The following is a 13,118-nucleotide window of genomic DNA, read 5'->3' on the forward strand; positions in this document are numbered from 1 at the left end:
TATGTCGAAGTTAGTTACTTCTTAGAACTGAAAAATTCCAGCTAATAATCTTTCTGCAGTTGCTGCCTCTAAATCGTCAGGAACAACTTCACCTGTTCCGTAGAACTTAAGTGGAAGGTTATTATTTTCTTCAGTAATATTAAATAATGCTCCAAAGTTTAAACATAGATCTAAATTTGAAATCACGATCCCATTTGCTAGACCTTTGTATCTAGAAACGACTTTTCTATTATAGATTTCAGAATGAATTGCGGAAAGAGAGATCAATACTTCCACCTTGCCAAATGATCTTCTTAATCCATCTATAAATTTTTTCGTTTCATTAATATCATCTGAATTATTTTTATAATCTATAAACGCACACTTACCTTCTTCAATTGTTTTTCGACACATTGAAACTGTCTCTGCGACATTTGTAGTTTCAGATACGTTTAGTCCAAATAACTTACGACTAAACTCTTTTCCTTCGCTATGAGCACCATTTAAACTGCTCTTAACAATAGTTGAATCAGGCTTTAGGGCTCCTATCTTATAAGACATTGAAGTTTGTCCTGTAGAAGTCTCAGAAAGGATTACTGTAACCACACCCTCCTCAGAATCAGAAGAAGAGAAAAGAGGCATTGCTGTATTTACACACTCAATCATCTCTCTTAAGGCAAATTCAAAAACAATCTCTGAATCCTCTAGCTCGTCTCTGCTCATTTCAAAGATTGCTTTTCTAATAAGGTTATGAATATATTTTTCAGAAATATCCAAACTTCTAAGAGTCGCTCTAAGCTCATAAATACCATTTGGCTCTTTCTTATCTAATCTTTCAACATTCTTACTTAATTCAAATAATTTCTTTTCTAAATCGTCTATTTTCTTTCTTTGTTCAAGAACAACACTGTCATCATATTTAACTTCTGATCTAGTCTCTACTCTTTCTGGTCTTTCTGCTCTTTGTTCTCTACGTGGTACTTCGTATTCTTCAACAGAGGCACTTTGAATTTGGCTCTCAAAGCTTTCTTCAACTTCTTCTTCGTGATCTCCAAAGAAGTTATCAACATTTGCTTTAGTTGAGTGAACAATATTATTAGTTACAGCTTTTACTTTATGAACTGCATCTGACAAGAAGTCATCTAGATCATTATTTTTTACTGCTTGATTTTCATTTGTATTTACTGACTTATTCAAACCTAACTTCCCATATCCTGCAGCACCACTTGGACCTGCAACAGTTGCTCTTGAGTTTTCATTTGTATGTGTTTCATAATCATCAATCATATTAGAAACATAACTAGAGTTATTCGAATAAAACTGACCCTTTTGACTATCATCTAAGATATGGTCTACTTTCGCTTTTTTTGAATAATTCTTTTCACTAATGGCGGCAGTGATTTCAATTCTTTTCTTCTTGAAAGCACCTTTGAGCCCTTTATTAGTAATAGTCTTTAGAATTATAGCATCAGGGCCTAACTCTAATTTAATGTTTTTAAGGGCCTCATCTAAAGAATCAGCTTCAAATTTTCTTACATACATCTACAACCTCACCGTACCAAGTGATCTAATATTAGCTTCCGAGCTCAATTCATTATGACTAATCACAACAAGATTCGGAATAAATTTTTCTGTTAATTTTTTAAAGTGATTTCTGATAACTGGGCTACAAAGAACGACCATTTTCTCACCCATATTAGTTGCTTCTTCAATCTTTTCATTAAGACTTGCAAGTATATGTTGAGTGATTTTAGGGTCTAGGCTCAATTGCTGACCTTGTTCAGTTTGAATTATATTATTTGCAATATTCTCTTCGATATTTCTATCTAGAGTAAAGAGTGGAACATCTCCCTGATCTCCTCTAATGGACTCAGTAATAGTTCTATATAGAGATTGTCTTGAGAACTCAGTTAAAGAATCTGTATCCTTAACTGAAGTTCCGTACTCAGCAAGAGTCTCTAAGATTGTTCTTAGGTCTCTAATTGAAACACCTTCTCTAAGTAAGTTTTGCATTACTTTTAAAACTGTTCCTAGTGGTAATATTTCTGGAATAAGATCAGATACAATCTTTGGGTATTGCTCTTTAAAGTTATCCACAACTCTAACAAGCTCTTGTCTTCCAAATAGTTCATGTAAGTTTGTCTTAAGAACTTCTGTGATATGAGTTGCCATAACAGTAGATAGATCTACTACTGTGTAACCATTGTACTGAGCATCATCTTTCTGGTCTTCAGATATCCAAACAGCAGGTAGTCCAAAAACTGGTTCAACAGTTTCTACACCATCAATCTTCTCAATAACTGAACCTGGATCCATGGCCAAAAAGTGATCAGACATTAAGTCTCCACTGGCCACTTCAATACCTTTAACTTTGATGCTGTACCCTCCTGGTTTCAACTCTAAGTTATCTTTAATTCTAACAGAAGGAATGATAACACCCCAGTCTAAAGCGAATTGTTTTCGAATATGTGTAATTCTTTCAAGTAAATCACCATTCTGCTCAGCATCAACAAGGTTTACTAGCCCATAACCTACTTCTAGTTCAACTAGCTCTAAGTTTAGTAAATCTTCTAAACTATCTGGAGTTGCTTTCTTTTCTTCAGTATTTTCCTGAGCTGCTGCAATTTTATCTTCTGCAGCGCCTTTTTCCATTCTCCATCCTACAAATGCCAAGAGACTTCCTATCATCATAAATGGTGCTTTTGGAAGGCCTGGAATTACTGCAAAAACAAAGAGTGTTCCACTTGCAATATATATAGCTTTTGGATGTACCTTGAATTGGTTTGTAATCTGAGACCCTAGAGAGTCTTCAGATGTATTTCTTGTAATAATAATACCGGCAGCAGTTGAGATAACAAGAGCAGGTATCTGAGAAATAAGTCCATCACCAACTGTTAAGAGAGTAAAGACTTCTGCAGCGTCGCCAGCACTTAGATCATATTGCATAACTCCAATTGCAATACCTGCTAGAACGTTAATAAAAGTAATCAAGATACCAGCAATGGCATCTCCTCTTACGAATTTCGACGCACCATCCATAGAACCGTAAAAGTCAGCTTCTTCTGCAACTTCTTGTCTTCTTTTCTTGGCCATCGCATCGTCTATTAGACCAGCATTTAAATCTGCATCAATTGCCATCTGCTTACCAGGCATTGCATCTAAAGTGAACCTTGCACCAACTTCAGCAACTCTACCAGCACCTTTTGTAATAACCATAAAGTTGATTATGACTAGGATAATAAAGACGATAATACCAACTACGTAATTACCACCAACAACAAACTCTCCAAAAGCTCTAATAATTTCACCTGCAGCACTAACACCTTCTGATCCACCACGGATAAGAATATTCTTTGTAGATGCTACGTTTAAGGAAAGTCTAAATAGTGTTGAAACTAGTAAAACAGAAGGGAAAGTTGAAAAATCTAATGCTTTTTTTGAGTAAACAGCTATAAGTAAAATTATAACTGATCCAGATAAAGTAAGAGCAAAAAGTAAGTCTAATAAGAACGGAGGTACAGGGATAATCATTACACTTAGAATGAGTAATAAACCTACTGCAACCATAAGATCTGAGTTCTTACTTAGTGCTTTGAATTTTTCAGCGAAATTTCCTTCCATGGATTTTTCCTATTAGCTTAAAGCCTTTTTTTGTTTCTTTAATTTATATGTAAATGCTAAAACTTCAGCGACAGCTTTATAAAGATTTCGTGGCACTCCTTGCCCCTCTTTAACTGTCTTATACAATCCTCGTGCCAAAGGAACATTCTCTACAATTGGTATATCATGTCCCTTTGCAATTTCTCTTATCTTAAGAGCTAATACATCTGCTCCCTTTGCTATCACTTCAGGTGAGACCATTGTTTCAGGGTCATACTTTAAAGCAATTGAAATATGAGTCGGGTTAGTAACAATAACATCCGCCTTTGGTACTTCGCTCATTACTCTTCTTTGAGACATCTCTCTTTGAACAGCTCTAATTCTTTGCTTAATCTCAGGGTTACCATCTTGTTGCTTATGTTCTTGCTTTGCTTCTTCTTTAGTCATCATCAGTTTCTTTTTGTAAGAAAATTTCTGATAAGCAAAGTCTCCAATAGCAATCACAACAAGACCTAAAACAATTGCAAACCCAAGTTTAATCAAGAAGGTCTTCCCATACAGAAATGACTGGAAGAAATCTAAATGAAAAAAACCTCCAAAAGTATGCATTTCATCTTTTAAAAAGTAGTAAACAATCCCAAGGATAAAAATAAACTTGAAAACACCTTTTACGGCCTCCACTAATGACTTCATTGAAAAGAGCTTCTTCACTCCTTGCAATGGATTAATTCTCTCTGGTTTCCACTCTAGTACTTCTGGTGAAAAGAGTAATCCCACTTGGGCCACATTAGCTGAAACACCTATAGCTAAAGTAACTAAAAACATTGGTGCTACACTTTTAAGAGAAACAGTAATTAGCTTATGCACAATTGTATTCATCGATTTTTCTGTATAAGCACTTGCAGTATCTAGTGTATATAACCACTGTACAAATTCAGAAAGAACCTCATACATATAAACCATAGAAAGCCCAAGCGTCATCAATGATGCTGCAAGAACTAACACACTCGTTAGTTCTTTAGACGATGCGACCTCTCCACGCTTTCGAAACTCTTCGATTCTATGCGCGGAAGGGTCTTCCGTCTTTTCTGCGTCGCTGTCACCACCATCTGCCATTGGCTATCCTAGATTATAAATTGAAACCAATCACCTAAGTTATCCGTATACATTTTAATTGCTACACGAAAAAACTCTTGAGAGGTTGCAATAAAGACTAATAATCCTAGTCCTATATTTACGGCGAAACTCACCATAATAACATTCATTTGCGGAACTGTTCTTGCCACGATTCCAAGAATTGTCATAATCAACATATTCGTAAAAATCATTGGCGAAGAAAGCATCAGGGCCGAAAGAAACATATTCTTAAACAGCCTCAAGTAAAACTCTGGACTCGCAGCAAATTTCCCCATGTCTAAAGCAGTAATAGAGAAAAAAGATGAGTACATTCCTTTAAACATTGGAAGTAATGCACCAGAAGATAAAATAATTATAAGTACTGTCCATTTAATTAACTGCTCAAATGGACCAATTTGTTGAGAACTTGTTGGGTCAAAATAACTAACTGCACCAAACCCAACCTGTTGAGTAATAACAGACCCTGCTGCTGTATAGATACTCATGATAATCTTCACAAAGAACCCAACTAATAAACCAACGATAGTATTAAATATTGTTAAATACCAAAAACCATCTACTCCATAGTGAACAACATCTACTAATATCTGTTGCTCTAGGAATGGAAAAAATGCATAAGTGATAACAAGAGTCGCTAGTATCTTTACAAGATTAGGAACTGCACCATTATCAAATATTGGAAGTTGAAAACTTACAGCAATGAATCTGGTAAAACATAACCAAAAAGCAATCACTGAATATTGATCAACAACCTGAATATTTATCATCTACCTGCAACCACCTGAGGAATACTAATAATTAATTCCTTAGTAAATGTTGTTAAAGTATCAGACATCCAAGGAGCAAAAATTACAAGAGCTCCAACAATCACTAAAATCTTTGGAATAAAAGAAAGTGTCTGCTCGTTGATTTGTGTTACTGCTTGAAAGATTGAAACTAAGATACCCATAACAAGTGCTCCTACGAGCATTGGAGAGGAGATTAGTAGTGCAATCTTAATTGCCTGATTTGTAATATCTGATATTCCGTCAAAACCCATTTTCTACCTCTTCTTAATGAAACGATCTCAGTATTGATCCCGTAACTAACTGCCAACCATCGACTAAAACAAATAGTAATAATTTAAATGGAAGTGAAACTACCACTGGTGGTAACATCATCATCCCCATTGCCATTAGAACTGACGCGACAACCATATCTAGAATTAGAAATGGAATATATAATAAGAAGCCTATTTGAAAGGCCGTCTTTAACTCGGAGATAATAAACGCTGGAATTAAAAAATGAATAGGAACATCAGCAATCGTATTGGGAGCTTTTCTTCCTGTAACATCATAGAAAAGGCCAATATCTGCTTTACGAACCTGCTTTGTCATAAAACCACGTAAAGAATATTCTATTCTATCAAGTGCTACTGTCGTAGTAATTTGCTTTTCAACATAAGGAGTAATTGCATTTTTATATATTTGCTCTCCAGTAGGTTGCATAACAAATATTGATAAGAATAATGCAAACCCAATTAGAACTTGATTTGGCGGCATACTCTGAGTACCAATTGCTTGTCTCATAAAACTTAGAACAACTATGATTCTTGTAAAACAAGTACAAAGAATAAGTATTGCAGGTGCCATAGTAAGTACAGTGAATAGAACTAGTACTTGGATTGTATCAACTAAATTAGTACCATTACCAAAGTTGATGGCCATACCAGGAAGATTTACACCTGAAGATTGTGCAAATGCTTCTGTTTGAAGAAGCATTAATCCGAAGATAAATTTTATAAAATTCTTTTTATTCAAAAGAGCTTCCATGCTCTGACCAACCTTATTGTAATGGTTTAAGTGTTTTTACTTTTTCTTTAATCTTTTGAGATAATTTAACACTATCCTTCACTACATCAGTATTAAGCTCAACATTCTGTTCAGCTGATTTTTCGATATCGTCTTTTAAATTAAATGATTTTTCTTCTAAGTTTGCAGACCCTAAATCAGAATCAAAATTATTTCCAGAAAGAGACTTCTCCCCTTCTTTAATTAATCCTGAGATATCATCTACTTCTGACAAAAACTCCATCCCTTTTTCAGTGTTAGCAACTAAGAAGACTTGCTTGTGGGCCTTAATTAACATTAAGCTTCTCTTTGGACCTACATAAGTTGTGTTAATGACTTCAATGACCTTAGTGCTATTTAAAAAACCTAACTTACCTTTCTTTAGAACACCTTTTTTCATTAATGCAACAACCCCGTAGAAGAGAAGAAGTACTACTCCTAGAAAAGCAACAAATTTGCCAATGTAGCCTGTTAATGAAAACGAAGACTTACCTTCATTAAGTGTATCTTTTTCGATACCAGATAGTGCCACATTGACCTTGTCTGTAGCTACAACTGGAGCCGCTTTTGCCGCCTGCGCAAGTTTTTTTATTGGTGCTTTACTCTGCTCTTTCTCTTTAATTAGCTTATCGAGGTAGCTCTCATCATATTGCTCAAGGTTTTGTTTCTTGGCCTTTACAACCGCTTTTCTCTTAACTGGAGAAGCGCTGATAACTCTTGGAAACTGAAGATTTATATTACTTCCGTGAATTGTAATACTTACTCTATCTTCTAGACCTTTGATTGAATAAGGAAGCATTGCTCTTACTCTGGCAACTTCTTTATTAAATTGATAGGCCATAACTGTTGAGTCTAGGTTCTTATCAACAGAGATTTTCTTTTCAATCTTTGGCCAAACAACCGCATTATTTAATGCTATTTGGATCATGCTATCTTTAAGTGTTAGCTCTGGAGCCGACTCTAGATTACCTTCAAATCTAATTGAAATTTCACCCGTAGAGTTATTCTTGGTAGAGTACTTTAAGCTCTTTACTTTAATTTTCTCTGCCGCCTGTAGTGAGCCTACAGAAAACAGTATAGTTAAAATTGTTAAGATCTTCTTCATACCTAGCTCCATTACCATTACTTAAGTGTTTCGATTCTTTCAATCGGACTGATAATATCTGTTAATCTAATACCAAATTTTTCGTTCACAACTACAACTTCACCTTTAGCAACAAGCTTTCCATTCACAAGAATTTCAAGCGGCTCACCTGCAAGCTTATCTAGTTCTAAAACAGAACCTTGACCTAGTTGTAAAAGGTCTTTAATCATAACTTCAGTTCTTCCTAACTCAACTGTAACCTTTAGAGGAATATCAAGAATAAAGTCTAAGTTCTGTACCTTTAATTTATTTAAAGCATCATCACCGGCCTTAACTTCATCAGACAATTGGCTTACTCTAGCCGTATTAATGTCTTCAACATTGGCCATTGGATTAGATTGATTATTCATATCTTGGTTAATCTCATCAGACATAATTTATTCCTCCGTAGTGGACATTTCTCTTTTTATTGTTTTATCAACTTGTGTAATTTGTACTGCTCTGTTGCCTTTATGAGTTCCTATGAGGCATCTCATTTTATCAACACCTTCAACTTCTACAGTAACCTCACCAGAAGCCTCTTGATTAAGAGGAACGATATCCCCCTTCTCAAGAGTGACAAGATCACCAACAGTGATTGAAGTTTCGCCTAGTTTAACAACCATCGTAGCGTGAGCTTGTTTAATATGCTCATTCATGGCCTGAGTCCAAATACTATCGGCCATATCGTTATCTGTTTGGAAACTTGAACTTAGCTTTTGCTTAATTGGCTCGATTGTAGAATAAGGAACTACAATCATAATTGTTCCAGAAGCTGATTCAAATTCAACTTCTAGTGTTGTTGCAATAATTACATCTGATGGAGGAACAACCCCTACGAACTGTGGGTTAATCTCTGTTCTTAAGTATTGAGCATCAATTCTATGAACAGGAGCCCATGCTTCTTCAAGATCATTGATTGCCATATCCATAACTTTCTTCATGAAAGAAAGTTCAATCATTGTAAATTCTTTACCTTCAATTTTAGTGAATGGTCTATCAGTTCCACCGAAGTAAGAATCAATTATTGCGTAAGCAAGTTTTGATTCAAAAACTAGTAGTGCTGGACCTCTTAGTTCATTGAATCTCATAATACACATACAACTTGGTATAGGGAGCGTATTAACGAATTCACCAAACTTTAAAAGGTCAGTTGAGATCATCGAGATAGTTGAAATCTTACGAAGAGAATTTGAAAGACTCACTCTAAATGATCTAATAAATCTTTCATAGATAATTTCAAGAATAGGCATTCGCCCACGAATAACACGGTCTTGATTGGTTAAATCATAGGCCTGTATATTATCGTCGGTTTCATCTGCACCATCAAAATCATCAGAGTCTCCACCAAAGGATAAATCATCTGAATCACCATCATTTACAGCATTTAATAACGCGTCGACTTCGTCTTGACTTAGGACCTGGGCCATTCTCCCCTCCTGGGATCATTTTACAAGTTGTTAAATGGCAAAATCATTTTGCCTAAAAACTAGTTAGTTAATTTGAAAACTAACGTAAAATACGTCTATTACTTTTCCGTCTACTAAAAAACTATTAATAGCGGCTTTAATTTCTTCTTTTAAATAATTCTTCCCTTCTACTTTAAGAAGATCTTCAGCTCTCTTAGAGTTTAAAATACTAATAATCGTATCTCTAATCTGTGGCTTTCTTGCTTTAAACTCTTCTTCGCTTGAATCTCTATTAAATTTTAAAACAGCGTTAAGTCTTACAAATCTTCTAGGACCATCACCTTGGGCCAAGTTTGCAGTAAAGTTATCTAAAGGAAATAAGATACCTTCTTCTTCACGAGCTTCACCAGTTTCACTAGATTCATCAATAGCTCCGGCCTTCATATCACTCTTAACAACGTCCATTACTGACTCTGTAGCCGCTAACTTCTGATGTGCCATATATTGAAAGTATGCAATTCCACCCATCAAAATTAATTGAAGAATCATTACAATTGTTAGAAGAGGATTTTTTCCACTGCCTGAGTCGGCGGGTTTGCTGAAATTAGCATCTCCGTCTGCCATTTTATTACCTTCCTGGTTTTATAAATCGGTGTATTTTTCTTGAGTAGAAGAAATACTTACCGCTCTGTCAAAAATTATACATTTTTAATGTCTAAGCATCAAGGCTGCATTACATTTATAGGAAATTCTTACCGCTTTTTTTTATAACTAGCTGATCACTCGAAGAAGTGGTGTCAAAATATTGTCACAATTAGACATACTTTTTTACTCGGAGAATACCTTTTTTCTAAAATTTTAAGATTTTTCTTGAGTTAATGAAGATTTTCGTGCCAGAGATACAACTCTTCTTCAAGGGCAATTCTAAATGCTTCGAGAACCCTCTCCATTAAAGAATCATTATCATTTAAAGAAATGGCTTCCCAAAAAATGCGCAGAACTGTTGGTGAAAAGTTTCTATGGAAAGTTAATAAATCAGGAAAGTTTTCATCTAGTGCAAGATGAGAATAGAATTTATCCAAGTTATGCTCTAACTTAAAGAAGCTTTCTAGAGCACTCTTAGGTGAGTCTTCATCTAAAATATTTTTTAGTTCATAGATATACGATCGAAAAAATTCTGTTGATTCAAGGATCTCCCCTTTCTCAACATCTTCCACAAGTAAATCAATACTCTTAACATTTTCAAAATCAAGAGAATCTATATTCGATTTATAAAACTTTGGACGATTAAATTTACTGTAAGTATTCTCTTCCATAACCTTAGTTTAATTCAATTTATAAAAATAGACAAATTAGACAAGCTTAAGATTATATTTAGAAATAAAAAAGCCCCTCAAGAGGGGCCTTAGATATAAAGTAATTTCAAAACTAATTATAGTTCTACTTTTCCTTTCTCTTTAAGCTTCGCAATAATTTTCTCAAAGTGATCAATTGGATATGCTCCTCTAACAGGGATACCATTTAATAGGAAACCAGGAGTACCTTGGAAACCAAACTTAGCAGCTTCTTTAATGTCGGCCTCTACTCTTTCGATAACAGCTTTAGACTTAACATCTTTAGCTAGTTTCTTCATGTCTGCTCCAACACTTTTTGCAGTTTTCTTTAAGAAAGAATCTCCAAGAGAAAGCTTTCTTTGGTTGTCAAAAATAGCATCGTGAAACTTAAATGCTTTATCTTCACTCTGAAGTCTGATTGCTTCATAGTAATGAGCAGCAGGAAGTGCTTCTTTGTGAAAACTTAGTGGTAAATGCTTATAAACAAGTCTGATCTTACCATCGTACTTCTTCATTAACTCTTTAACAGTGTTAAATCCTCTTACACAGAATGGGCACTGAAAATCTGAATACTCAACAAGTGTAAGTGGAGCATCTTTAGCTCCTCTAAAAGTCTCATCACTTCTAATTTCAGCTTGAAGTGGCTTATCAAATGCTTCTTCAAACTTCTTGTTCTCTTCTTGCTCTCTTCTCTTACCCATTTCTGACTGAGCAGCTTTGGCAGCTTTTTGAACAGCTTCCATAAAGTCAGCAGGATTTTCTTCAATTATTTCAAATAGTGCTTTTGGATTTTTCTTAAGGGCCTCTACAACCTGCTTATCAGATACACAGCTTGAAAGACCGGCAACCGTCAGTAGCAGTAAACTAGTTTTAATTAATTTTTTAAACATTCTTTTTCCTTTGTTATTTATATTCGAATTCCTTATTCGCTTAGTAATTCTTCCTCGACATTATTATACTAGTCCTGAATGCTATTTTTGTCAGCTTTATGTAAAGACTTTTGCATTTCAGATAAATATTTGTTTAATTTACGACATTGTGGCCTAAGATATGAGTATCCAATAAGGTGAACTCGTGAGTCATAGCGCCCTTTTATGAAAGACCTCATTGTTGCAAAAATTCCAAACGCTGGAGTTGAAACCTTCTTATAAAGACTAATTGACAGCATAATATAGGCAAAAACTTGCACTGTAATCGTACCAGCAATAATATTACTCAGAACTGAAGATTGGTATAGTAGGAAGTATTGAATCTCATACTTATTAGGAAGAATATCAAAGGCCATCCTAACAATTTGGTCATGCACTCCTGTAATAACCTCAAAAAAGAAAATTGCAGACACTATAGATGTTGCTAAAATCAAGAATAAGAATTGAAGAAAGAATCCAGTTTCAAAAACAGGCTTATGAATTCGAGTAAACTTTGTTGGAAGATTAATCGGCTTTAGGGACCCATTCTGTTCAGATATATAAATAGTATTAAAGAACCACTCACTAAATCTTGTCAAAAGTTTTAAATCACTGAAGAAGTCAGGATCATAAGAAGTTGACTTATCTTCTAGGTACTTCTCACAGTAGTCACCTATTACTCTAAAAGGTCTAAGTAATAACTCTGATATATATATTCCAAAAATTAAAGTCATTGCAAAATGAGCAATAAAAAGAAGAGAGAACTCCAATAGCTTCGACACTATAAAGTCATAGAAAACTTCATTAAATTGTTCAAAATTATCGTAACCATTAGACTTAAAGAAAACTAGGTCCATAGAGAGAAGAACCCATAAAAATATGATTAAAACAAAACAAGTAAGCACAGGAATAGACGCAATCTTAAGTCCATTAATGAGCCTAAATCGGACTTCTTCGTCCGTTTTCAACAGCTTATAATTGAATGCATTCTTTAAAACACTTGAAAAGTTCAAATTAATCTTCCTTTATTTATATCCTCTAAGCTTATCAAATTATTGAATAATCATTAAGAAAAATTGAAATAGGTCTATTTTTCCTAAAGTAAATTGCTCCATTACCCGACATGTATAGAGAAAAGTCTAATCGCTTGGGTCTTAGAACCTTTGAGGAGTAGTTAATGAAGTCGCATTCTTTAAAAAAGATAATTATTTTTACTTTGGCAGCAACCTTGTTCTGGTCCTGTGGTGATAGTGAAAAGAAAAATACTGTTAGTTCAACAGGAATTACTCTTCCTACATCTACAACAGCGCAACTTAGTGCCTCAAACTACTCTGCTCTTTTAAATCAGATTCAATGTAGAACCGGTCAGAGACTTTCAAATATCTACACTTTTAGTTCGAGCAGCTTTTCAGGAAGTTCTCAAACTACAATTTCAGGAACATTTAACTCAGGAGGAATTGGTGGTACATCAGTTGCGAGAGAGTACGTTGGAGTTGGTTATTACGGTGATGTCATGATTGTACAAAAAGTAACAAGTAGCTCTCAAGTTATTGGTTACAACGTTCTATTATCAATGTGCTCAATGAGCTCAAGTAATGGAGCTCCATATATTAGTGATACTAGACAATTAACAAATTTCTCTGGAAAGATTGTTCTAGATGACGAAGTAAGTTGTGGACATGGAATGGTTGATTCATCTCAAACATCTATGCAATCTCAAATGGACCCGAACTACTCTTACCTACCAGTATTTCAAGTAGAGACTTGGTTTACGAAAGTTGGATGTGTTTCATACTAAT

General features: G+C 34.7%; 13 protein-coding genes and 1 pseudogene. 1 reads left to right on the forward strand and 13 read right to left on the reverse strand.

The window, feature by feature from the left end; genetic code table 11:
- Positions 1–21: 21 nt before the first annotated feature.
- The 13 genes and pseudogenes from ABX784_RS03195 to ABX784_RS03255 form a co-directional block, all read right to left on the reverse strand.
- On the reverse strand, positions 22–1,521 hold the full coding sequence (locus ABX784_RS03195; RefSeq protein WP_372652476.1) for a hypothetical protein: 1,500 nt from the start codon (positions 1,519–1,521) through the stop codon (positions 22–24).
- Positions 1,522–3,600, reverse strand: a complete 2,079-nt coding sequence (gene flhA, locus ABX784_RS03200) for a flagellar biosynthesis protein FlhA (protein WP_372652479.1) — start codon at positions 3,598–3,600, stop codon at positions 1,522–1,524. It abuts the gene before it with no gap.
- A 12-nt stretch (positions 3,601–3,612) separates the two neighbouring features.
- Positions 3,613–4,695: a flagellar biosynthesis protein FlhB gene (flhB, locus tag ABX784_RS03205; protein WP_372652482.1), complete on the reverse strand. Its 1,083-nt coding sequence runs from the start codon at positions 4,693–4,695 to the stop codon at positions 3,613–3,615.
- An 8-nt stretch (positions 4,696–4,703) separates the two neighbouring features.
- Complete coding sequence (locus tag ABX784_RS03210) at positions 4,704–5,483, reverse strand: flagellar biosynthetic protein FliR (protein ID WP_372652484.1); 780 nt, start codon at positions 5,481–5,483, stop codon at positions 4,704–4,706.
- Positions 5,480–5,755, reverse strand: coding sequence for a flagellar biosynthesis protein FliQ (gene fliQ, locus ABX784_RS03215; RefSeq protein WP_372652486.1), 276 nt, complete (start codon positions 5,753–5,755; stop codon positions 5,480–5,482). The genes ABX784_RS03210 and fliQ overlap by 4 nt, the downstream gene beginning before the upstream one ends.
- Positions 5,756–5,768: 13 nt before the next feature.
- On the reverse strand, positions 5,769–6,527 hold the full coding sequence (gene fliP / locus ABX784_RS03220) for a flagellar type III secretion system pore protein FliP (RefSeq protein ID WP_372652488.1): 759 nt from the start codon (positions 6,525–6,527) through the stop codon (positions 5,769–5,771).
- Between the two features lie 13 nt (positions 6,528–6,540).
- Complete coding sequence (locus ABX784_RS03225; protein ID WP_372652491.1) at positions 6,541–7,650, reverse strand: flagellar biosynthetic protein FliO; 1,110 nt, start codon at positions 7,648–7,650, stop codon at positions 6,541–6,543.
- Between the two features lie 17 nt (positions 7,651–7,667).
- A pseudogene (gene fliN, locus ABX784_RS03230) lies at positions 7,668–7,922 on the reverse strand (flagellar motor switch protein FliN); the annotation flags it as partial.
- Positions 7,923–8,066: 144 nt separating this feature from the next.
- Entirely contained in the window at positions 8,067–9,098 is a 1,032-nt protein-coding gene (gene fliM / locus ABX784_RS03235) for a flagellar motor switch protein FliM (RefSeq protein ID WP_372652493.1), read from the reverse strand.
- 63 nt (positions 9,099–9,161) lie between these two features.
- Complete coding sequence (gene fliL / locus ABX784_RS03240; protein WP_372652495.1) at positions 9,162–9,701, reverse strand: flagellar basal body-associated protein FliL; 540 nt, start codon at positions 9,699–9,701, stop codon at positions 9,162–9,164.
- 251 nt (positions 9,702–9,952) lie between these two features.
- Positions 9,953–10,393 carry a hypothetical protein gene (locus tag ABX784_RS03245; RefSeq protein WP_372652498.1) on the reverse strand — a complete coding sequence of 147 codons (441 nt, stop codon included), beginning with the start codon at positions 10,391–10,393 and terminating at the stop codon, positions 9,953–9,955.
- Between the two features lie 116 nt (positions 10,394–10,509).
- The gene (locus ABX784_RS03250) at positions 10,510–11,301 is read right to left on the reverse strand and encodes a DsbA family protein (RefSeq protein WP_372652500.1); all 792 of its coding nucleotides are present in this window, start codon (positions 11,299–11,301) and stop codon (positions 10,510–10,512) included.
- Between the two features lie 68 nt (positions 11,302–11,369).
- Positions 11,370–12,332, reverse strand: a complete 963-nt coding sequence (locus ABX784_RS03255; RefSeq protein WP_372652502.1) for a hypothetical protein — start codon at positions 12,330–12,332, stop codon at positions 11,370–11,372.
- 164 nt (positions 12,333–12,496) lie between these two features.
- Here ABX784_RS03255 and ABX784_RS03260 point away from each other — a divergent pair, with 164 nt between their 5' ends.
- Complete coding sequence (locus ABX784_RS03260) at positions 12,497–13,117, forward strand: hypothetical protein (protein ID WP_372652506.1); 621 nt, start codon at positions 12,497–12,499, stop codon at positions 13,115–13,117.
- Position 13,118 lies beyond the last annotated feature (1 nt).

The organism is Halobacteriovorax sp. (assembly GCF_041587335.1).
Taxonomy (GTDB): Bacteria; Bdellovibrionota; Bacteriovoracia; order Bacteriovoracales; family Bacteriovoracaceae; genus Halobacteriovorax.